The 21,864-nt window shown below is 53.0% G+C and carries 18 protein-coding genes; 15 read left to right on the forward strand and 3 right to left on the reverse strand.

The features are described from left to right. Positions 1-41: 41 nt before the first annotated feature. The gene (ppiC, locus tag WCT94_RS10760; protein WP_015842110.1) at positions 42-323 is read right to left on the reverse strand and encodes a peptidylprolyl isomerase PpiC; all 282 of its coding nucleotides are present in this window, start codon (positions 321-323) and stop codon (positions 42-44) included. Positions 324-483: 160 nt separating this feature from the next. Here ppiC and rep point away from each other — a divergent pair, with 160 nt between their 5' ends. Further along, positions 484-2,511: a DNA helicase Rep gene (rep, locus tag WCT94_RS10765; RefSeq protein ID WP_336869559.1), complete on the forward strand. Its 2,028-nt coding sequence runs from the start codon at positions 484-486 to the stop codon at positions 2,509-2,511. An 11-nt stretch (positions 2,512-2,522) separates the two neighbouring features. On the opposite strand, the gene ppx is transcribed toward rep, so the two are convergent. Both ppx and rhlB read right to left on the reverse strand, forming a co-directional pair. Beyond that, complete coding sequence (ppx, locus tag WCT94_RS10770; protein WP_336869560.1) at positions 2,523-4,019, reverse strand: exopolyphosphatase; 1,497 nt, start codon at positions 4,017-4,019, stop codon at positions 2,523-2,525. 6 nt (positions 4,020-4,025) lie between these two features. Further along, complete coding sequence (rhlB, locus tag WCT94_RS10775; RefSeq protein WP_319849811.1) at positions 4,026-5,318, reverse strand: ATP-dependent RNA helicase RhlB; 1,293 nt, start codon at positions 5,316-5,318, stop codon at positions 4,026-4,028. A 118-nt stretch (positions 5,319-5,436) separates the two neighbouring features. On the opposite strand from rhlB, the gene trxA reads away from it, so the two are divergent. The 14 genes from trxA (at position 5,437) to thrP (ending at position 21,759) form a co-directional block, all read left to right on the forward strand. Then, positions 5,437-5,763, forward strand: coding sequence for a thioredoxin TrxA (gene trxA / locus WCT94_RS10780; RefSeq protein WP_010283883.1), 327 nt, complete (start codon positions 5,437-5,439; stop codon positions 5,761-5,763). 495 nt (positions 5,764-6,258) lie between these two features. After that, positions 6,259-7,518 (forward strand): transcription termination factor Rho, encoded by a 1,260-nt coding sequence (gene rho / locus WCT94_RS10785; protein ID WP_043881843.1) that lies wholly within the window; start codon positions 6,259-6,261, stop codon positions 7,516-7,518. A 206-nt stretch (positions 7,519-7,724) separates the two neighbouring features. Next, positions 7,725-8,822, forward strand: coding sequence for a UDP-N-acetylglucosamine--undecaprenyl-phosphate N-acetylglucosaminephosphotransferase (wecA, locus tag WCT94_RS10790; protein ID WP_336869561.1), 1,098 nt, complete (start codon positions 7,725-7,727; stop codon positions 8,820-8,822). Between the two features lie 21 nt (positions 8,823-8,843). Next, a complete protein-coding gene (gene wzzE / locus WCT94_RS10795; RefSeq protein WP_336869562.1) occupies positions 8,844-9,890 on the forward strand; it encodes an ECA polysaccharide chain length modulation protein in 1,047 nt (348 codons plus the stop codon). A gap of 70 nt (positions 9,891-9,960) precedes the next feature. Continuing rightward, positions 9,961-11,085, forward strand: coding sequence for a non-hydrolyzing UDP-N-acetylglucosamine 2-epimerase (gene wecB, locus WCT94_RS10800; RefSeq protein WP_336869563.1), 1,125 nt, complete (start codon positions 9,961-9,963; stop codon positions 11,083-11,085). A gap of 293 nt (positions 11,086-11,378) precedes the next feature. Next, positions 11,379-12,641, forward strand: a complete 1,263-nt coding sequence (wecC, locus tag WCT94_RS10805; protein WP_336869564.1) for a UDP-N-acetyl-D-mannosamine dehydrogenase — start codon at positions 11,379-11,381, stop codon at positions 12,639-12,641. Next, complete coding sequence (gene rffG / locus WCT94_RS10810; RefSeq protein ID WP_336869565.1) at positions 12,632-13,705, forward strand: dTDP-glucose 4,6-dehydratase; 1,074 nt, start codon at positions 12,632-12,634, stop codon at positions 13,703-13,705. Before wecC ends, rffG begins: the two co-directional genes overlap by 10 nt. A gap of 42 nt (positions 13,706-13,747) precedes the next feature. Further along, positions 13,748-14,479, forward strand: a complete 732-nt coding sequence (wecD, locus tag WCT94_RS10815) for a dTDP-4-amino-4,6-dideoxy-D-galactose acyltransferase (RefSeq protein WP_336869566.1) — start codon at positions 13,748-13,750, stop codon at positions 14,477-14,479. A 4-nt stretch (positions 14,480-14,483) separates the two neighbouring features. Next, complete coding sequence (gene rffA / locus WCT94_RS10820) at positions 14,484-15,614, forward strand: dTDP-4-amino-4,6-dideoxygalactose transaminase (RefSeq protein ID WP_336869567.1); 1,131 nt, start codon at positions 14,484-14,486, stop codon at positions 15,612-15,614. A gap of 1 nt (position 15,615) precedes the next feature. After that, entirely contained in the window at positions 15,616-16,866 is a 1,251-nt protein-coding gene (gene wzxE, locus WCT94_RS10825; protein WP_336869568.1) for a lipid III flippase WzxE, read from the forward strand. Then, positions 16,863-17,948, forward strand: a complete 1,086-nt coding sequence (locus WCT94_RS10830) for a TDP-N-acetylfucosamine:lipid II N-acetylfucosaminyltransferase (RefSeq protein WP_336869569.1) — start codon at positions 16,863-16,865, stop codon at positions 17,946-17,948. The genes wzxE and WCT94_RS10830 overlap by 4 nt, the downstream gene beginning before the upstream one ends. Next, on the forward strand, positions 17,945-19,333 hold the full coding sequence (wzyE, locus tag WCT94_RS10835) for an ECA oligosaccharide polymerase (RefSeq protein ID WP_336869570.1): 1,389 nt from the start codon (positions 17,945-17,947) through the stop codon (positions 19,331-19,333). The genes WCT94_RS10830 and wzyE overlap by 4 nt, the downstream gene beginning before the upstream one ends. Beyond that, positions 19,333-20,082, forward strand: coding sequence for a lipopolysaccharide N-acetylmannosaminouronosyltransferase (gene wecG / locus WCT94_RS10840; protein ID WP_336869571.1), 750 nt, complete (start codon positions 19,333-19,335; stop codon positions 20,080-20,082). The genes wzyE and wecG overlap by 1 nt, the downstream gene beginning before the upstream one ends. A gap of 285 nt (positions 20,083-20,367) precedes the next feature. Then, positions 20,368-21,759: a bifunctional threonine/serine APC transporter ThrP gene (gene thrP / locus WCT94_RS10845; RefSeq protein ID WP_336869572.1), complete on the forward strand. Its 1,392-nt coding sequence runs from the start codon at positions 20,368-20,370 to the stop codon at positions 21,757-21,759. The last annotated feature ends 105 nt before the right edge of the window (positions 21,760-21,864 follow it).

The following is a 21,864-nucleotide window of genomic DNA, read 5'->3' on the forward strand; positions in this document are numbered from 1 at the left end:
TATTTGTGTGCGTCGGTGTAATGACTTAGTTGCGGTACAACTTAATTGCGATACAACACCTTGATTACATGGTAACCAAACTGGGTTTTCACCGGACCAAACGGTTTCAGCAATTCGCAGGAAAACACGGCCTTATCGAACGCTGGCACCATGTCGCCTTTACGAAATTCACCTAAATCACCGCCGTTGCGTTTTGACGGGCAGGTCGAGTGTTTTTGCGCCAGTTTCTGGAAGTCTGCGCCTTTTTCCAGTTGAGCAAGAATGTCGTTAGCCTGCTGTTCGGTGTCCACCAGGATGTGCAGAGCTGCTGCGGTATTTGCCATGTTGTTACCTTTTTTGCAAAAGAGATTCCTGCGCGCAATGTAACATTTGCAACGCAAGATGTGGACTGCGACGTGCTTTCCTTAATAACAAATCCCTGGTCAAGATCGATACGGCTTTCTGCTACAATCGCCTTCCGTTTTATGAGTGAGCAAGATCGTTATGCGCTTAAACCCCAGCCAACAACACGCCGTCGAATTCGTCACCGGACCTTGTCTGGTACTGGCGGGCGCAGGTTCAGGCAAAACCCGCGTGATCACCAACAAGATTGCGCACCTGATCCGCCAGTGTGGCTATCAGGCTCGACATATTGCTGCCGTGACGTTTACCAACAAAGCGGCCCGTGAGATGAAGGAGCGCGTAGCGCAAACGCTGGGGCGCAAAGAAACGCGCGGGTTGATGATTGCGACCTTCCATACGCTGGGGCTGGAGATCATCAAACGTGAATACGCCGCATTGGGGATGAAATCCAACTTCTCGCTGTTCGACGATCAAGATCAGATGGCGCTGCTGAAAGAACTGACGGAGCAGTGGCTGGAAAATGATAAGGTTTTGCTGCAGCAACTGATCTCGACGATCTCAAATTGGAAAAACGATCTGATCGATCCTGCGGGGGCGGCAGCGATGGCGCGTTCCGAACGCGACAAGCTGTTTGTGCACTGCTACTCGCTCTATCATGAGCATCTTCGCGCCTGTAACGTGCTGGATTTCGACGATCTGATTTTGCTGCCCACGCTGCTGCTGAAGCAAAACGCTGAGGTACGCGAACGTTGGCAGAACCGCTTGCGTTACCTGCTGGTGGATGAATACCAGGACACCAACACCAGCCAGTATGAGCTGGTTAAGCTGCTAGTCGGCACCCGCGCGCGTTTCACCGTCGTAGGAGATGACGATCAGTCTATTTACTCCTGGCGCGGGGCGCGTCCACAGAATCTGGTACTGCTACAGCAGGATTTCCCCACGCTTGACGTGATCAAGCTGGAACAAAACTACCGCTCATCCGGGCGTATTCTGAAAGCGGCCAATATTCTCATCGCCAATAACCCGCACGTCTTTGAAAAACGGCTGTTCTCGGAGCTGGGTTACGGCGATGAACTCAAAGTGATTACTGCCAATAACGAAGATCACGAAGCGGAACGGGTCGTTGGTGAGCTGATTGCCCATCACTTTATTAAAAAGACTCAGTATGGTGACTATGCCATTTTGTATCGTGGTAACCATCAGTCGCGCCTGTTTGAAAAAATGCTGATGCAGAACCGTATTCCGTATCGCATTTCCGGCGGCACGTCCTTTTTCTCTCGTCCTGAAATCAAAGATTTGCTGGCTTATCTGCGCGTTCTGACCAACCCGGATGATGACAGCGCGTTCTTACGCATTGTGAACACGCCCAAACGTGAGATCGGCCCGGCGACGATGAAGAAGCTGGGTGAGTGGGCGGGACAACGCAATAAAGGCCTGTTCAGCGCGAGTTTTGATCTGGGGTTGAGCCAGTCGCTGACCGGACGTGGGCTGGAATCCCTGCAACGATTTACCCAGTGGCTGGCGGAAATCGCCCGTCTGGCTGAGCGTGAACCAGTAGCCGCCGTGCGCGACCTGATTCATGGGTTGGACTACGAAAGCTGGCTATATGAAACCTCGCCCAGCCCAAAAGCGGCGGAAATGCGGATGAAGAACGTCAATCAGCTATTTAGCTGGATGACGGAAATGCTGGAGGGCTCCGAATTGGATGAGCCCATGACGCTGACGCAGGTGGTGACGCGCTTCACGCTGCGAGACATGATGGAACGTGGAGAAAGTGAAGAGGAGCTGGATCAGGTACAACTGATGACGCTGCATGCGTCCAAAGGTCTGGAGTTTCCGTACGTCTTTTTGGTCGGGATGGAAGAGGGACTACTGCCGCACCAAAGCAGCATTGATGAAGACAACGTTGATGAAGAGCGTCGTTTAGCGTACGTGGGGATTACGCGCGCACAGCGTGAACTCATCTTCACGCTGTGCAAAGAGCGCCGCCAGTATGGTGAATTAGTTCGCCCTGAGCCGAGCCGTTTCCTGCTGGAATTGCCGCAGGATGATGTCGTGTGGGAAACCGAAAGGAAAGTGGTCAGCGCACAAGAGCGGATGCAGAAAGGTCAGGCGAACGTTGCCAACATCCGGGCGATGTTGGCGAAAGCAAAAGGGGAAGGGGAGTAAGCTTTCCCCCGTTAAGCTGGGGTTTCTTCCAGCATCAGCGGCCAGTGTACGTAGCTCTGCCAGCGACTTTCCTGTTCCAGCATTTCTGCCCGTAATGGATGCTGTGCCAGCCAGCCCGCAGGCAAAATCAAACGCAGCGTTTCGCCTTCTACGCGTAATCGTACGGCTGGCAGCGTGTCATCGCGGCGGCGGCTGGCAAAAATAATCGCCAGGCGCAACAGGCGGCACAGGCGCTGCGCCTGATTGACCGGCAGCGCGTTCTGCTGACTCAGCGGCATTAAATCGACAGGGTTAATCTGGTTTTGCAGGAGTGTGGCTAACAGTTTCTTCTGGGCGGGCGTAAAGCCGGGGAGATCGCTATGGCGAATCAAATAGGCTGCATGCTGGGGCGACTGGCGAAAATCGATGCTCAAACCGATTTCGTGTACCAGACAGGCGCTGCGCAGTAATTCGCGACATCGGTTATCTAACTGCCAGTCACGGGCAACCTGTTGCAGAAAGTTGTCCGCCAGCGTACTGACGCGTTTAGCCTGTTCGGCATCCAGCAGGTAGCGGCGTTGCAGCGTCGCCAATGTGCGGTGACGGATGTCCTGATCGACAGGCAGATGCAACATGCCATAGACCAGCCCTTCACGCAGCGCCCCACCAGCCAGCGTCATCGTTTTGATGTCGAGTTCCTGGAAGATTGCCAGTAGGATGGCTAATCCGCTGGGGAAAACCAGCGCGCGTTCCAGCGTCAGGCCTTCAATTTCCAACTCTTCCAGTTTATCGCACTGAATCGCATGATCTTTAAGCTGCCTGAGCTTCGGCAGGGTAATGTATTCATCCATTCCCTGCGCGACCATGATTTCTTGCAGTGCTTGTACTGTGCCGGAGGCGCCGACACAGATTTGCCAACCCTGCTCGCGCAGAGAGGCGGCAACGGGGCGCAGCATTTCACGCGCCGCTTGTTCTGCGCGTTCAAAATTACCGGCTTCCAGATTGCGATCGCTGAAATAGCGATCCAGCCACGTGACGCATCCCATCGGGAGGCTGATCAACTGGGTCGTTTTTGCGCCAACCCCCGTAGCCAGTTCGGTGCTGCCACCGCCGATATCCACGACCAGACGCGCATCCGGGCCGCCCGTCGTATGTGCTACGCCTTGATAAATCAGGCGTGCTTCTTCTTCACCGCTGATAACCTGAATCGGCAAGCCCAGAATTTCCTGGGCCCGTTGCAGAAACTCGTCAGCGTTCGTTGCCAGCCGCAGGGTGGCGGTCGCGACGACGCGCACCTGATCCTGCGGGATGTCCTGCAACCGTTCGGAGAACAGCTGTAGACACTGCCAGCCGCGCTGCATCGCGTCCTGCGAGAGCCGATTCTGTTTATCCAGCCCTGCCGCAAGGCGGACTTTACGCTTTATTTTCGCCAGCGTTTGAATGCTGCCTGCGGTTTCCCGGGTGACCAGCATATGAAAGCTGTTCGAGCCGAGATCGATGGCAGCGTAAAGTGAAGAAGAGCTCAGCATCGACGGTTAATCCGCTCGTTTACGGTTATTACGAGGCGCTCCACTGCGGCGCGGCGCATTGCTATGTCGGCGCGGGCCATTATTGGAACGCGGTGGGCGCGCTAAACGCTTCGGCGCGGGTAAATCATTCATCAGCGCGTCGCTGTTGTATTTGCTGACCGGAATGTTGTGACCGATATAGGTCTCGATCGCCGGGAGATTCAGCGCATATTCTTCACAGGCCAGGCTGATAGAATTTCCGCTTTGTCCCGCACGGCCAGTACGGCCAATACGGTGAACGTAGTCTTCGCAGTCATCCGGCAGGTCGTAGTTGAAAACGTGGGTCACGGAAGGAATATGTAAGCCGCGCGCTGCAACGTCCGTTGCCACCAGAATATCCAGATTACCCTGGGTAAATTCTTCCAGAATACGCAGACGTTTTTTCTGTGCGACGTCGCCCGTCAGTAGCCCAACGCGATGACCGTCGGCAGCCAGATGGCCCCAGATGTCTTCGCAGCGATGCTTGGTATTTGCGAAGATAATGCAGCGGTCCGGCCACTCTTCTTCCAGCAGTGTCTGGAGCAGGCGCATTTTTTCTTCGTTAGACGGATAAAACAGTTCTTCTTTAATGCGATGGCCGGTTTTCTGCTCCGGTTCAACTTCCACGTACTCTGCGTTATTCATTTGTTCAAACGCGAGTTCACGCACCCGATAGGAGAGCGTAGCGGAAAAGAGCATGTTCAGACGCTGTGCCGCTGGCGGCATACGGCGGAACAGCCAGCGAATATCTTTGATGAAGCCGAGATCGTACATACGGTCCGCTTCGTCCAGCACGACGACCTGAATTGCGCCCAGGTTGATATGGTTCTGTTTGGCGTAATCGATCAGGCGACCGGTGGTACCGATCAGAATATCAACGCCGTTTTCCAGCACCTTAAGCTGCTTGTCGTAACCGTCTCCACCGTAGGCTAAACCCAGTTTTAACCCGGTAAGGTGAGACAGCGCTTCTGCGTCAGAGTGAATCTGGACAGCCAGTTCACGCGTTGGTGCCATAATTAAGGCACGGGGTTGATTGGTTTGACGCTCTGCGTTTGCAGGGTGTGAAAGCAAATAATGGAAAGTAGACGCGAGAAAAGCCAGCGTCTTGCCGGTACCGGTTTGCGCCTGACCTGCAACATCACGCCCTGACAGAGCCAATGGCAGAGCTAACGCCTGAATAGGCGTACAGTTATGAAACCCTTTGCTTTCAAGAGCTTCAATAACCTGCGGGTGCAGGGCGAAGTCGGAAAACTTCTGTTCAGTTAAGTGTGTTTTGCTCATAGTGTGGTAGAATATCAGCTAACTATTGCTTTACGAAAGCGTATCCGGTGAAATAAAGTCAAGCCGTTGTTGGTTAATGCTACACCAACACGGTAGAAATAATCCTGCGGAGTAAAATATGAGCGATAAAATAATTCACCTGACTGATGACAGCTTCGGCACGAAAGTACTGCAAGCTGAGGGCGCTATCTTGGTTGATTTCTGGGCTGAGTGGTGCGGTCCTTGCAAAATGATCGCTCCTATCCTGGATGAAATCGCCGAAGAGTTTGAAGGCAAACTGACGGTTACCAAACTGAACATTGATGAAAACCCGGCTACTGCGCCGAAATATGGTATCCGTGGTATCCCCACTCTGCTGCTGTTTAAAAACGGCGAAGTCGCTGCGACAAAAGTCGGCGCACTGTCCAAAGGGCAACTGAAAGAGTTCCTGACGGCGAATCTGTAATTAGCTTGATACCCTAAAAAGGGTGTCGCCGGCGGGCGCAATCGGGCAATATGCAATTCTCATATTGACTGCTTGCCGCTCGTCGGGAAGCGTGCTAGATTCTTCATTACTGCATATCGTACTTGCCTATGTTTAAGCCCTTAGGCTTAAGCCTGAAAGTTAGAGTCTAAAGCATTATTCTGTGTCGAAATCGAAAAATCGTTGTTTTACAAAGTAGTTTTCTACAACACGGTTGTGATCCGATTTGGGCAGTCTACTACTAGTTTTATAATACTTGGTTTTATGTGTCTTCGATCTCCTGCCGTTGATTTATGCGGATATCGTTTATGCGGATATCGTTTATGCGGATGTTGTTTTGCGCGGATGTAATGCGCTTCAGGTGTGAAACCAGACAGGAATCCGGTGGTTGAAGGCTGTTATAGAGGCACGGATGACCCTGCCATACCATTCACGTTAATAGTTCGAGATTTACCCCGAGTTAAAGAACCCACCACTATGAATCTTACCGAATTAAAGAATACGCCAGTTTCTGAGTTAATTGCTCTTGGCGAAAATATGGGACTGGAAAACCAGGCCCGCATGCGTAAACAGGATATTATCTTCGCTATTCTGAAACAGCATGCCAAAAGCGGCGAGGATATTTTCGGCGATGGTGTGCTGGAGATATTGCAGGATGGCTTCGGCTTTCTTCGCTCCGCAGACAGCTCCTACCTCGCAGGCCCCGATGATATCTACGTTTCTCCCAGCCAAATCCGCCGTTTTAACCTCCGCACTGGTGACACTATTTCTGGCAAGATTCGTCCGCCGAAAGAAGGTGAACGCTACTTTGCGCTGCTGAAAGTTAACGAAGTCAACTACGACAAACCTGAAAACGCCCGCAACAAGATCCTGTTCGAAAACCTCACGCCACTGCATGCAAACTCTCGTCTGCGTATGGAACGCGGTAACGGGTCGACAGAAGATCTGACGGCGCGCGTGCTGGATCTGGCTTCGCCGATTGGCCGTGGTCAACGTGGTCTGATTGTTGCCCCGCCTAAAGCAGGTAAAACCATGCTGCTGCAGAACATTGCGCAGAGCATTGCTTACAACCATCCTGACTGCGTGCTGATGGTACTGCTGATTGACGAACGTCCGGAAGAAGTTACCGAGATGCAGCGTCTGGTGAAAGGTGAGGTGGTTGCGTCAACGTTTGATGAACCCGCTTCCCGTCACGTTCAGGTTGCCGAAATGGTGATCGAAAAAGCGAAGCGTCTGGTTGAGCATAAGAAAGACGTTATCATCCTGCTGGACTCCATTACCCGTCTGGCGCGTGCCTACAACACCGTTGTTCCGGCTTCGGGCAAAGTGTTGACTGGTGGTGTGGATGCCAACGCCCTGCATCGTCCGAAGCGTTTCTTCGGTGCGGCGCGTAACGTTGAGGAAGGCGGTAGCCTGACCATCATCGCCACTGCGCTGGTTGATACCGGTTCCAAGATGGACGAAGTGATTTACGAAGAGTTTAAAGGTACAGGTAATATGGAACTGCACCTGGCGCGTAAAATCGCAGAAAAACGCGTCTTCCCGGCGATTGACTACAACCGCTCCGGTACGCGTAAAGAAGAATTGCTTACCACCTCTGAAGAATTGCAGAAGATGTGGATTCTACGCAAGATCATCCACCCAATGGGCGAGATCGATGCGATGGAATTCCTGATCAACAAGTTGGCGATGACGAAAACCAACGATGAATTCTTCGATATGATGAAACGTTCATAAATCCGGGCGTTCATCCATTACGGATAACTCGGGGAACGCCACGCTGGGTCGTGGCGTTTTTTTATCCCCTAATTGATCGAATGTGAAGAGGCTTTCTACTGGGAAGTCGCGGTTATCACTCAATTTGTACTGGCGATCAACGTGGGCGATAGGATATAAGGCGTAAACCGAGTCTATACTGAACAGCTACAGCGCAGCTGTTAACGGTGAACTTACTCACTATGAGTACCGAATTACTATTTATTTTCTTATTTTCTCTGGGCTTTCTTTTTTTTGCTCGCAGCATCGCGGGTAAAATAGGACTTGTCGATCGTCCCAACTACCGTAAACGTCATCGGGGTCTTGTGCCTCTGGTTGGCGGCATCTCTGTGTATGCGGGTATCTGCTTTACCTACTTTATTACCGACCAATATATCCCCAACTTCCGTCTTTACCTGCTGTGCGCGGGCGTGCTGGTGTTTGTCGGCATGCTGGACGATCGTTTTGATGTCAGTGTGAAAATTCGTGCCGTTGTGCAGGCGTTTGTCGCGGTGGTGATGATGGCCTTTGCCGGCTTGACGCTACACAATCTGGGACACATTTTCGGTCCATGGCAAATGGCGCTGGGCCCGTTTGGCTATCTGGTCACGCTGTTTGCCGTTTGGGCAGCGATTAATGCGTTCAATATGGTGGACGGCATCGATGGGTTGCTCGGCGGCTTGTCCAGTGTCTCGTTTGGGGCGATGGGAATTTTGCTGTATCTGAGCGGCCATACGAATCTGGCATTGTGGTGTTTTGCCATGATCGCGGCGACGCTGCCTTATATTCTGCTTAATCTCGGTATCTTTGGACGACGCTACAAGGTCTTCATGGGGGATGCGGGCAGCACGATGATTGGTTTCACGGCTATCTGGATCCTGATTCAAACGACACAAGGCCCACAGCATCCGATTAATCCGGTAACGGCATTGTGGATCATCGCTATCCCGCTGATTGATATGATCGCCATTATGTATCGGCGCTTACGCAAAGGGATGAGCCCGTTCTCACCTGACCGACAGCACATTCACCATTTAATGATGCGGGCGGGGTTTTCTTCCCGCCAGGCATTTGTGCTGATTACGCTTGCTGCGGCCTTGCTGGCTACAGTCGGCGTGTTGGGAGAATATTTCTTTTTTATACCCGAATGGTTTATGTTGGCATTATTCTTGCTTGCATTTCTACTGTATGGCTACTGCCTGAAACGAGCATGGCGGGTCGCCCGTTTTATCAAGCGAATCAAACGCCGTATGCGGCATACCGATGAGCAAAAGCAGTCATCCTGACCAAATAATTTTGGGGAAGTAATGAAATCAGAGAATTTGTCTACCGGGAATGCGTTGATTGATAACGAACTGGATATCCGTGGTTTATTTCGTCTGCTGTGGCAGGGAAAGGTGTGGCCGATAGCGTTCGGCCTGCTTTTTGCCGTAGTGGCATTAGGCTATTCCTATCTTGTTAAACAGGAGTGGAGCGCGACAGCGATTACCGACAAGCCGACGGTCAATATGCTGGGAGGGTATTATTCGCAGCAGCAATTCCTGCGTAACCTCGACGCCCGGTCTTTTTCCACTCCTCAGCCAGAGCAGCCGTCTATTTCGGCTGATGCTTATGATGAATTCATCATGCAATTAGCGGCTTACGATACCCGTCGCGATTTCTGGCTGCAGACTGACTATTACAAGCAGCGTCTGGAAGGCGACGCGAAAGCGGATGCCGCTCTATTGGATGAAATGGTCAGCAATATTCAGTTTATGCCGCGTGACGATGGCAAAAAAACCAATGATTCCGTGAAGCTGGTGGCGGAAACTTCTGCGGATTCCAACACATTGCTTCGTCAGTATGTGGCTTTTGCCAGCCAGCGTGCCGCCAACCACCTGAATGAAGAGATCAAGGGGGCCTGGGCTGCCAGAACCATTTTCATGAAGTCGCAGATCAAACGTCAGGAAGCGGTGGCAAAAGCGATTTACGATCGCGAGGTCCGCAGCGTTGAACTGGCGCTGAAAATCGCCCAGCAGCAAGGTATTAGCCGTAGCCAGACGGATACGCCAGCAGACGAAATCCCCGCATCGGAAATGTTCCTGCTCGGCAGGCCGATGCTTCAAGCCCGACTGGAGACGTTACAGACCAGCGGCCCACATTACGAACTGGATTACGATCAAAATCGCGCGATGTTAGCGACGCTGAACGTTGGTCCAACGCTTGAGGCCAGTTTCCAGACGTATCGTTATTTGCGGACGCCGGAAGAACCGGTGAAGCGTGACAGCCCACGCCGGGCATTCCTGATGGTGATGTGGGGTGCGATTGGTGCGCTCGTTGGTGCCGGTGTTGCCTTGGCTCGCCGTCCGCGCTAACCAACCAGCTTGCTAATGTGTGTTGGGCGCTCGCGAGCGTCTGCGTCTAACCTGATTAAAGAGATTCAATGTGAAAGTACTGACTGTTTTCGGCACCCGGCCGGAAGCCATTAAAATGGCGCCGCTGGTTCATGCTCTGGCTCAGGATGGAGCCTTTGAATCGAAAATTTGCGTAACAGCCCAGCATCGGGAGATGCTGGATCAGGTGCTGCGTTTGTTCGATATTACGCCGGACTACGATCTGGATATTATGCGACCGGGGCAGGGGCTTAGTGAGATATCCTGCCGGATTTTATCGGGGCTTGAACCTGTCATGGCAGAGTTCAAGCCGGATCTGGTGTTGGTACACGGTGACACCACGACGACGCTGGCAACCAGTCTCGCGGCCTTTTATCAGCGTATTCCTGTCGGCCACGTAGAAGCGGGATTGCGTACCGGCAATCTGTATTCGCCTTGGCCGGAAGAGGCTAACCGTAAACTGACTGGGCATCTGGCGATGTACCATTTCGCCCCGACGGAAAATTCCCGTCAGAATTTACTGCGTGAGCACCTGTCTGAACGGCATATTTTTGTGACCGGTAATACGGTGATCGATGCGCTGTTCTGGGTGCGTGACCGTATCCTTGGAGATGCCACGCTACGCCGTAGCCTTGATGAAAAATATGCCTTTTTAGACGACAACAAGAAGCTGATTCTGGTTACCGGACACCGACGCGAGAGTTTTGGCGGTGGCTTTGAACGCATTTGTAGCGCGCTGGCGGATATCGCCCGTCGCCACCCTGAAGTGCAGATTGTGTATCCGGTTCATCTGAATCCTAATGTTAGTGAACCCGTTAATCGAATCCTGAGCGGCATTGATAACGTGATGCTGATTGCGCCGCAGGACTATCTGCCTTTCGTGTATTTAATGAATCGTTCTTACATGATTTTGACCGACTCTGGCGGCATTCAGGAAGAAGCGCCGTCGTTAGGCAAGCCCGTATTGGTGATGCGTGATACGACAGAGCGGCCGGAGGCGGTTGAAGCGGGCACGGTTAAACTGGTGGGAACAGATGTGGCCAGCATTGTCGAGGCGGTATCGATGCTGCTAACGGATGACGAGGCGTATCAGGCAATGAGCCGCGCCCACAATCCCTATGGCGATGGTCAGGCCTGTCAACGCATTGTTGAGGCGTTAAAAAATCATAGGCAATGATTTTTAGCGCTGCTTTTCCAGCGACCCGAAGGGAGTCGGGCAGGGATAGCCCGACATAAAAAATCGCTAAGTGTATTTTCGGGCTGAGAATAGCTGATTGACAGTGTGTAAACGGAGATAATGGGATAGAAGAGTAAAGCGTTTGCGCCATGGATGGCGCAATCCGAGCGTACAGGGATGTATTCACAGCGTCTTTACGATCTATCCATTATCTCCGCTCAATGCATCCATCAGCGCTCGAAAATTGAACGTCGCCTTGCGACGGCCCGACATAAAAATTATCAGGTGACACTATGAGCTTTACTACCATTTCCGTAATAGGTTTGGGCTACATCGGTTTACCCACCGCCGCGGCGTTTGCGTCGCGCCAGAAAAAAGTCATCGGTATCGATGTGAACAAACTGGCGGTAGAAACCATTAATCGCGGCGAAATCCATATCGTCGAGCCCGATCTGGATGCGTTGGTCAAAGTGGCAGTGGAAAATGGTTACCTTCAGGCGCTGACAAAGCCTGTGCCAGCCGACGCTTTCCTGATCGCCGTTCCTACCCCATTCAAAGGCGATCACGAACCCGATCTGGCTTACGTTCAGGCTGCGGCAGCGTCCATTGCGCCTGTTCTGAAGAAAGGCGATCTGGTGATTCTGGAATCGACATCCCCCGTAGGTGCAACCGAGCAAATGGCTGAATGGCTAGCCGATGCGCGTGCAGACTTGACGTTTCCGCAGCAGGTGGGGGAAACGGCGGACATCAATATTGCCTATTGTCCTGAACGCGTGCTGCCCGGCCAGGTTGTGGTTGAGCTGATTAAAAACGATCGCGTCATTGGCGGAATGACCCCGGTGTGCTCTGCGCGCGCCTGTGGGTTATATAAAATTTTCCTCGAGGGTGAGTGTGTGGTTACTAACTCCCGCACTGCCGAAATGTGCAAGCTGACGGAAAACAGCTTCCGCGATGTCAACATTGCTTTCGCCAATGAGCTCTCGCTGATTTGTGCCGAACAAAACATTAACGTATGGGAACTTATCCGATTGGCAAACCGCCATCCCCGCGTCAATATCCTGCAACCCGGCCCTGGCGTCGGCGGACACTGTATTGCGGTCGATCCCTGGTTTATTGTGGCGCAGAATCCGCAGCAGGCTCGGTTGATTCATACCGCCAGACTGGTGAACGATGGCAAGCCACTCTGGGTCGTAGATCGCGTTAAAGCGGCCGTGGCGGATTATCTGGCACAAACGGATAAACGCGCCAGCGAGGTCACGGTGGCCTGCTTTGGGCTGGCGTTTAAGCCCGACATTGACGATCTGCGCGAAAGCCCTGCGGTAGGGATTACGTCCATGATTGCACAATGGAATACCGGCGTGACGTTAGCCGTCGAACCGAATGTTAAACACCTGCCGTCCGTGTTGGCCGGGCAGGTGAAACTGGTCGATATTAGCAGTGCATTAAAAGAAGCCGATGTGCTGGTCATGTTGGTCGACCACCGTCAGTTTAAAGCGATTAATCCAGAAGATGTGAAACAACAGTGGGTGATTGATACCAAAGGAGTATGGCGTTGAAACGTATTTTAATTACAGGTGGTGCAGGGTTTATTGGTTCAGCGTTGGTCAGGTACATTCTGACAGAGACGCAGGACAGCGTCGTTATTGTCGATAAACTGACTTATGCAGGTAACCTGTCTTCTTTGGCTCCCGTTGCCGATAGCGAACGTTTCGCGTTCGAGCAGGTGGATATCTGCGATCGTGCTGAGCTGGACCGCGTTTTCAAGACCCACCAGCCCGCGCTGGTGATGCATTTAGCGGCAGAGAGCCACGTCGATCGCTCTATCGACGGCCCGGCGGCGTTTATCGAAACCAATATTGTCGGCACCTACACCATGCTGGAAGCGGCACGCCACTACTGGCAGAGCCTGGCTGATGCGGACAAGCGTGCGTTCCGTTTTCACCATATCTCTACTGATGAAGTGTTTGGCGATCTACACGGGACAGACGATCTGTTCACCGAGACGACGTCTTATGCGCCGAGCAGCCCTTATTCCGCATCGAAGGCATCCAGCGACCACCTCGTTCGCGCCTGGCTGCGTACCTACGGGTTCCCGACGATTATCACCAACTGCTCGAATAACTACGGCCCTTACCACTTCCCTGAGAAGCTGATTCCACTGGTGATCCTGAATGCGGTCGCGGGTAAACCGCTGCCGGTTTACGGTGACGGTGCGCAAATCCGCGACTGGCTGTTTGTCGAAGACCACGCTCGCGCATTGTACAAAGTGGTGACAGAAGGCGAAATCGGCGAAACGTACAACATCGGCGGCCATAACGAGCGCAAAAACATCGAAGTCGTGCAGACCATTTGTGCGCTGCTGGAAGAATTGGCGCCGAATAAACCCGCTGGTGTGGAACATTACCGCGATCTCATCACTTATGTGAAAGACCGCCCTGGTCACGACATGCGCTACGCGATCGATGCCGGGAAAATTGAACGTGAACTGGGCTGGCGTCCTGAAGAAACGTTTGAAACGGGCATGAGAAAAACCGTCAGTTGGTATCTGAATAACGAAAAATGGTGGCGCAGCGTGCAGGATGGTTCTTATGCCGGCGAACGTTTAGGGCTGAACGATTAAATCTGCGTCTGATGGCGGAAAAGGAAAAGAAGGAGCGAAATAATGACCCATCCGGTATCAGTAGGACAGGGAGAGATTCGCGCCACGGTTGAACCGCTGGGCTGGGAGAGTGAATTCTTCCAGATTGACAGCGGTAAGCTGAATTTTTCGCCGTCTGCGCCCGCGTTGGCGCCTGATGCGCTGAGCGCATTTACGCTGACGCAGGCCAAAATTGCGGCGGACAATCTGGTGTTGGCGGATGCGCTTGCCGATCTTGGTTTTCGATTGGTGGAAGGCGAAGTCGATCTCAGTTTGTCGCTGGAACGGCCTACCGTGGTTACGCCGCTACCGCGCTGGCGTGAAGCCGTGCCCGACGATATCCCGGCACTGAGGGACGCGGCATCTCGTGTTTTTGCGCTCAGCCGTTTTCGTTCTCCGTGGTACCAGCCGGAGGATAGCGGGCGTTTCTATGCGCAGTGGATTGAAAATGCCGTGCGCGGTACGTTCGACCACTGCTGTTTACTGGCGGAAGATGCCGCTGGCAATCCACAGGGATGGGTCACGCTACGCAGAGTGAATGAATCGGATGCTCGTATCGGACTACTGGGCGTTTGGCCTGGCGTTACGGTACGGGGCGTCGGTTCACAACTGATGGCGCTAGCGGAAACGTGGTGCCGACAACAAGGATTGATTCGTCTTCGCGTCGCGACGCAGGTTGGTAACGTGGCGGCGCTTCGTCTTTATCTTCGCCGTGGTGCCACGATTGAGAGCACGGCGTATTGGTTATACAGGTGATCACATGATTCCATTTAATGCGCCACCGGTTGTCGGTACGGAACTGGATTATATGCAGGCTGCCATGAGCAGCGGTAAGTTGTGCGGCGATGGTGGGTTTACCCGCCGTTGTCAGCAGTGGTTGGAACATTATTCCGGCAGTAAAAAAGTCCTGCTCACGCCGTCCTGCACGGCTTCGCTGGAGATGGCCGCTATCCTGCTGGATGTTAAGCCTGGTGATGAAGTGATCATGCCGAGCTATACCTTCGTTTCCACCGCTAACGCCTTTGTGCTGCGTGGTGCGAAAATCGTGTTTGTCGATATCCGCCCGGATACCATGAACATTGACGAGACGAAAATCGAAGCGGCCATTACGGAAAAGACGCGCATTATCGTGCCAGTTCACTACGCGGGCGTGGCCTGCGAGATGGACGCGATTATGGCGCTGGCGAAGAAATACGATTTATATGTCGTGGAAGATGCCGCGCAGGGCGTGATGTCCAGCTACAAAGGCCGCGTTTTGGGTTCCATTGGCCACATCGGCTGCTTCAGCTTTCATGAGACCAAGAACTACACCTCAGGCGGTGAGGGTGGTGCCACGCTGATTAATGACGCCAGACTGGTGGCGCGCGCGGAAATCATCCGTGAAAAAGGCACTAACCGTAGCCAGTTTTTCCGCGGACAGGTGGATAAATACACGTGGCGTGATATCGGTTCAAGCTACCTGATGGCGGATATTCAGGCTGCCTATCTCTGGGCACAGTTGGAAGCGGCACGGCCGATCAACGAGCGTCGTCTGAAACTGTGGCAGAACTACTATGCGGCATTCAAATCATTGGCCGACGCCGGGCGTATTACGCTGCCGACCGTGCCTGCCAATGGCATTCACAACGCGCACATGTTTTATATCAAACTGCGCGATCAGGACGACCGCAGTGCGTTTATCAATTACATGAAAGAAGCCGAAATCATGACGGTCTTTCATTATATCCCGCTGCACAGTTGCCCGGCTGGCCTGAACTTTGGTCATTTCTCCGGTGAAGATCGCTATACCACGCAGGAAAGCGAGCGGCTGGTGCGTTTACCGCTGTTCTATAACCTGTCAGACGTCAATCAGCGGACGGTCATCAATACCATTCTGAGCTTCTTCTCCTGATATGTCGTTGGCGAAAGCATCGATATGGACGGCTGGTTCCACGCTGATAAAAATCGGCGCGGGGCTGGTTGTCGTCAAACTGCTGGCGGTCACGTTTGGCCCCAGCGGTGTGGGAATGGCAGGGAATTTCCGCCAGTTGATTACGGTGCTGGGCGTGTTAGCCGGCGCAGGGATCTTCAACGGCGTCACTAAATACGTGGCGGAGTATCAGCAACAGCCGGAACGGCTGAGGCCGCTGCTCGGTACGTCAGTCACGCTGGTGCTGGGGTTCTCCACGCTGTTGGCGATACTCTTTCTGACCGCTGCCACGCCTATTGCCAATCTGCTATTTGGGCATGACGACTATCGCGATGTGGTGCGTGCGCTGGCGTTTATCCAAATGGGTATCGCCTACGCCAACCTGTTTCTGGCGATTCTCAAGGGCTATCGGGATGCGATAGGCAACGCGCTGGCGGTGATCGGCGGCAGCCTGATCGGGCTGGCGGCCTTTTGGCTCTGTCTGCAACTGGGCGGCTACGTTGGCGCTTTGGCAGGGCTGGCGCTGGTGCCCGCGTTGTTGGTGATTCCAGCGGGCATCATGTTGCTGCGACGTACGCCGCTGTCGCTGGCGTCGCTAAAACCGGCGTGGGATCGGGCGATTGCCGGGCAGTTGGGCAAGTTCACGCTGATGGCGTTGATGACTGCGGTGACGCTGCCCGTCGCGTATATCATGATGCGTAACTTGCTGGCAGCACATTACAGCTGGGATGAGGTGGGCATTTGGCAGGGCGTCAGCAGTATTTCCGATGCTTACCTGCAATTCATTACCGCCTCCTTTACCGTTTATCTGTTGCCGACCCTGTCGCGCCTGACGGATAAAGCCGCGTTATCGCAGGAAATTGTTCGTTCACTGAAATTTGTACTACCCGTCGTGGCGGGCGTCAGCTTTTGCGTGTGGCTGCTGCGAGATTTTGCCATCTGGCTGCTGTTCTCCAGCCAGTTTACGGCAATGAGAGATCTCTTCGTTTGGCAATTGGTAGGCGATGTAATGAAAGTGGGCGCTTACGTCTTTGGCTATCTGGTCATTGCGAAAGCGGCGCTGCGCTTTTATCTACTCACGGAAGTTAGCCAGTTCCTCCTGTTGACCGGTTTTTCCCATTGGCTAATTCCGCTGTATGGCGCACAAGGTGCGGCACAGGCCTATATGGCAACCTACCTGGTCTATTTTTTGCTTTGTTGTTGCGTATTCATTATTTACCGTAGGCGAGCATGACGACACTGATTCATGTATTGGGATCTGACATCCCGCATCATAACCAGACCGTTTTACGTTTTTTTAACGACGTACTGGCGACGGAACTCCCCGAACAGCAGATTCGGCACTTCATCGTGGCGTCCCGCGATGGCATTTCATCGGCTGATTTCCCCGCGTTGCGTATCGAAACCTGCGTGGATAAGAAAACGCTGGCCGAGGCCGTCATTGCCAGAGCGAAAGCGAACCGTAAGATGCACTTTTTCCTGCATGGGCAGTTTAACCCCACGCTGTGGCTGGTGCTGCTGAGCGGAAAAATCAAATCCGAGCAGGTTTACTGGCACGTGTGGGGAGCGGATTTGTATGAAGAAGCAAGCGGCCTGAAATATCGCCTGTTTTATTGGCTTCGGCGCATGGCGCAAAAGCGTGTTGGACACGTGTTTGCTACGCGTGGCGATCTGGCGTGGTATCAGCAGCGTTCGCCTCGCGTGCCGACGTCATTGCTGTACTTCCCAACGCGTATGCATCCAACGCTAACGGGCATACAGGTGGATAAACCGCTGGCAGGCCCGATGACGATTCTGGTCGGCAATTCTGGCGATCGCACGAATCGTCATCAGGAAGCGCTGCGGGCGATTCACAAACAGTTCGGGAAAAATGTGCGGGTGATTGTGCCAATGGGCTACCCCGCGAATAACGCATCCTACATCGCGCAGGTGGAAAAAGACGGTTTGGCGCTGTTCGGCGTAAAAAATTTCCAGCTGCTGAAAGACCAACTGGCGTTTGATGATTATCTCAACATGCTGCGCACCTGCGATTTGGGCTATTTTCTTTTCGACCGCCAGCAAGGTATCGGGACGCTATGTCTGTTGATTCAGTTTGGCGTGCCGTTCGTGATCAGTCGGCAAAATCCGTTCTGGCAGGATCTGACGGAACAGGAACTGCCCGTGCTGTTTTACGGTGACGAGCTGGATGAAGCGCTGGTGCGTGAGGCGCAGCGCCAACTGGCATCGGTCGATAAGCACCAAATCGCGTTCTTTAATCCCAATTATCTGCAGGGCTGGCGAGAGGCGCTGGCGTTGGCGACGGGAGAACCAACATGACGCTGGGGCAATTTGGTGGGCTGTTTGTCGTCTACCTGATGTCGGTCATCTTTATCCTGAGCCTGACCTGGATGGAGTTTCGGCGGGTGCGTTTTAATTTTAACGTGCTGTTTTCCCTGCTCTATTTATTGACGTTCTATTTTGGTTTTCCGTTTACCTGTGTGCTGGTGTTCCGGTTCGGCGTTGACGTCGTTCCGGTGCAGTTCCTGCTTCAGGCGATGCTGTCTGCGACGGCGTTCTATGCAATCTATTACGTCAGCTATAAGACGCGACTGCGCCAGAAAACCGCTGTGCCGCGTGCGCCACTTCTGACGGTGAATCGGGTTGAAGCCAATCTGACCTGGCTGTTGCTGGCGTTGATCGCGGTCGCCACCGTCGGTATTTTCTTTCTCAACAATGGCTTCTTGCTGTTTAAGCTGCGCTCTTACAGCCAGATCTTCTCCAGTGATGTGTCCGGCGTGGCGTTGAAACGCTTCTTCTACTTCTTCATTCCGGCGATGCTGGTGGTGTATTTCCTGCGTCAGACGCAGCGTGCGTGGCTGATGTTCCTCATCGGTACCGTTGCATTTGGGATGCTGACCTACGTGATTGTCGGCGGAACGCGTGCGAATCTGATCATCGCCTTCGCGCTGTTTCTGTTCATTGGCATTGTGCGCGGCTGGATTACGCTGTGGATGCTGGTTGCAGCAGGCGCATTCGGGGTTGTCGGGATGTTCTGGCTGGCGCTGAAGCGCTATGGGCTGGACGTCAGTGGTGATTACGCCTTTTATACCTTCCTCTATTTAACCCGTGATACCTTTTCGCCCTGGGAAAATCTGGCGCTGCTGTGGCAGAACTACGACAAGATTGAATTTCAGGGGTTGGCACCGATTGCCCGTGATTTCTATGTTTTCATTCCCTCCTGGCTATGGCCGGACCGTCCGAATCTGGTGTTGAACAGTGCGAACTATTTCACTTGGGAAGTGTTGAATAACCACTCCGGGCTGGCGATATCTCCCACGCTGCTAGGGTCACTGGTAGTGATGGGCGGCGTGCTGTTTATCCCGCTCGGCGCAATTGCAGTCGGGTTAGTGATCAAGTGGTTCGACTGGGTGTACGAGTTAGGGAAGAACGACAGCAATCGCTATAAGGCTGCTATTTTGCAGGCGTTCTGCTTTGGGGCGGTGTTCAATATTATTGTGCTGACGCGTGAAGGCGTCGATTCTTTTGTTTCACGCGTGGTTTTTTTCTGTCTGGTATTTGGCCTGTGCCTGCTGGTTGCCAAGCTGCTCTACTGGTTACTGGAAAGCGCTGGGCTCATCCGGCAGCGTCTGATGCGTATGCGTGCGACGCCGCTGGTGCCGACATCCAATACCGTACCGGATCCTGTGATAAAGGAGCAGTGATGACAGCGTTAAAAACCACAGAGACAATTCCTCTGTATACCATTCGGGATTTGCCCATTCACGGTTTCCGCAATATGGCGCAGTTCGTTGATTACCTGTTTGCAGGAGAACGGGTTGAAACGGGCACACTTGTTGCGATTAACGCTGAGAAAGTGCTTACGGCAGAGAAAGATGTGGCTCTGCGTACGCTGCTCGATCGTGCAGAGTATAAGTATGCGGACGGCATTAGCATTGTGCGCTCCATTCGGCGCAAATACCCGCAGGCTGACGTCACGCGGATTGCGGGCGCCGACCTGTGGGAAGCGCTAATGGAACGGGCAGGTAGAGAGGGAACGCCGGTTTTTCTGGTGGGCGGTAAACCTGATGTGCTGGCACAAACGGAAGTGAAGCTGCGCGCACAGTGGAACGTCAATATTGTCGGTAGTCAGGATGGCTATTTTGCGCCAGAGCAGCGCGATGCGTTGTTTGAGCGTATTCGTGCCAGCGGTGCGCAGATTGTTACCGTCGCGATGGGGTCGCCGCGACAGGAAATTCTGATGCGCGATTGTCGTCACCACTATCCTGACGCCTTGTATATGGGTGTGGGGGGAACGTATGACGTCTTTACCGGGCATGTGAAGCGCGCTCCGCTGGTGTGGCAAAACTTAGGGTTGGAGTGGCTGTATCGCTTGCTGTCCCAGCCGAGTCGTATTTTTCGGCAGTTTAAGCTGTTGAAGTATGTTGCTTATTACTACAGCGGTCGCCTGTAGCCTCCTGAATTGGCGCGTTGAACGCGCCAACCTTTCTCTGCAATATATCGCTCTGTTTTTTTATTCCTATTCGATTTTAATTGTCTGTTTGCCAGCCAATCGGAAATACAGAATTCTATCTTTGGCGTATTCGTCATCCCTGATGTGTTATTCACACTCACATTACGGTATTTTCATGGCCGCTGATTTGAGGCAAGGGCACATTCTTTCTACTCGATCGCATTTCTGAATAAGAACAATAACCGGCAGCAGTCGGGATAAGCACAACATAAAGACAGAGGATATATGGCAGAAGATGTAAAGCAGGAAAAACTCCATCGGGGGTTAGAAGCCCGACATATTGAGTTGATTGCGCTGGGTGGCACGATCGGCGTCGGGCTATTTATGGGCGCGGCCAGCGCGTTGAAATGGGCTGGGCCATCAGTATTGCTGGCTTATATTGTCGCAGGGATCTTCGTTTTCTTCATCATGCGCTCAATGGGCGAAATGCTGTATCTGGAGCCGGTCGCGGGATCGTTTGCCGTCTACGCGCATAAATACATGAATCCCTTTTTCGGTTATCTCACCGCATGGGGTTATTGGTTTATGTGGATGGCGGTTGGGATTTCGGAAATTACCGCCATTGGCGTCTATGTGCAGTACTGGTTCCCCGATTTGCCGCAATGGATACCGGCTATTGCCGCAGTTGCGCTGGTGGCGGGTGCAAACCTTGCGGCAGTCAGGCTGTATGGCGAAATCGAATTCTGGTTCGCAATGATAAAAATCACCACCATCGTTGTGATGATTGTCGTCGGCGTCGGCATTATTTTCTTCGGCTTTGGTAACCACGGTCAGGCAACCGGATTCAGCAATCTGACCGAACACGGCGGTTTTCTGGCGGGCGGCTGGAAAGGTCTGCTGTTCGCACTCTGTCTGGTGGTGGCGTCTTATCAGGGCGTGGAGTTGGTAGGCATTACGGCGGGCGAGGCGAAAAACCCGCAGGTAACGCTGAAGCGAGCAATCAACAACATTCTGTGGCGCATCCTGATTTTCTATGTGGGCGCGATCTTTGTTATCGTCACGATTTTCCCCTGGAATGAAATCGGCACGTCTGGCAGCCCGTTTGTGCTGACGTTTGCGAAAATTGGTATTACGGCGGCGGCAGGCATCATCAACTTTGTGGTACTGACGGCTGCGCTGTCCGGCTGTAACAGCGGCATGTATAGCTGTGGACGTATGCTGTATTCGTTGGCCAACAATCGCCAGCTTCCTGCCTGGTTAGGTAAAGTAACGGCCAGCGGCGTACCGGCTGCGGGCGTCATGATTTCGATTCTGTGCCTGATGGCCGGGTCGGTGCTGAATTACATTATCCCTAACCCGGAAAAAGTGTTTGTTTATGTCTATAGCGCGAGCGTACTGCCGGGCATGGTGCCGTGGTTTGTGGTGTTGATTAGCCAACTGCGTTTTCGTGAACAGCATCGTGCCGCGCTGGCCGCCCATCCGTTTAAATCGATATTGTTCCCGTGGGTAAACTACCTGACGATGGCATTTTTGCTGTGTGTGCTGGTGGGAATGTACATCAATATCGATACGCGGATGTCTTTACTGGTCGGTGTCGCGTTTTTAGCCGTGGTCAGCCTATGTTATTTCGCTCTGGGACTGGGTAAAAAAACGTCGCTGGCAGAGGGTAAATCGTAGTGTTTTGGGGCGGGAAGGGCGTAACTGTATGTTATTTAGCTTGGAATGGACAAATCATAATCAAACGCATCATTTCGATAAAAAAGCACTAGACAGTCAGTCGCT

Origin of the sequence: Pectobacterium sp. 1950-15 (assembly GCF_037136835.1) — a bacterium.
Classification (GTDB): Bacteria; Pseudomonadota; Gammaproteobacteria; order Enterobacterales; family Enterobacteriaceae; genus Pectobacterium.

Coding starts and splice junctions, on each gene's coding strand:
- ppiC (WP_015842110.1), bottom strand. CDS start 323: ATGGCAAATACCGCAGCAGCTCTGCACATCCTGGTGGACACCGAACAG.
- rep (WP_336869559.1), top strand. CDS start 484: ATGCGCTTAAACCCCAGCCAACAACACGCCGTCGAATTCGTCACCGGA.
- ppx (WP_336869560.1), bottom strand. CDS start 4,019: ATGCTGAGCTCTTCTTCACTTTACGCTGCCATCGATCTCGGCTCGAAC.
- rhlB (WP_319849811.1), bottom strand. CDS start 5,318: ATGAGCAAAACACACTTAACTGAACAGAAGTTTTCCGACTTCGCCCTG.
- trxA (WP_010283883.1), top strand. CDS start 5,437: ATGAGCGATAAAATAATTCACCTGACTGATGACAGCTTCGGCACGAAA.
- rho (WP_043881843.1), top strand. CDS start 6,259: ATGAATCTTACCGAATTAAAGAATACGCCAGTTTCTGAGTTAATTGCT.
- wzzE (WP_336869562.1), top strand. CDS start 8,844: ATGAAATCAGAGAATTTGTCTACCGGGAATGCGTTGATTGATAACGAA.
- wecC (WP_336869564.1), top strand. CDS start 11,379: ATGAGCTTTACTACCATTTCCGTAATAGGTTTGGGCTACATCGGTTTA.
- rffG (WP_336869565.1), top strand. CDS start 12,632: ATGGCGTTGAAACGTATTTTAATTACAGGTGGTGCAGGGTTTATTGGT.
- wecD (WP_336869566.1), top strand. CDS start 13,748: ATGACCCATCCGGTATCAGTAGGACAGGGAGAGATTCGCGCCACGGTT.
- rffA (WP_336869567.1), top strand. CDS start 14,484: ATGATTCCATTTAATGCGCCACCGGTTGTCGGTACGGAACTGGATTAT.
- wzxE (WP_336869568.1), top strand. CDS start 15,616: ATGTCGTTGGCGAAAGCATCGATATGGACGGCTGGTTCCACGCTGATA.
- WCT94_RS10830 (WP_336869569.1), top strand. CDS start 16,863: ATGACGACACTGATTCATGTATTGGGATCTGACATCCCGCATCATAAC.
- wzyE (WP_336869570.1), top strand. CDS start 17,945: ATGACGCTGGGGCAATTTGGTGGGCTGTTTGTCGTCTACCTGATGTCG.
- wecG (WP_336869571.1), top strand. CDS start 19,333: ATGACAGCGTTAAAAACCACAGAGACAATTCCTCTGTATACCATTCGG.
- thrP (WP_336869572.1), top strand. CDS start 20,368: ATGGCAGAAGATGTAAAGCAGGAAAAACTCCATCGGGGGTTAGAAGCC.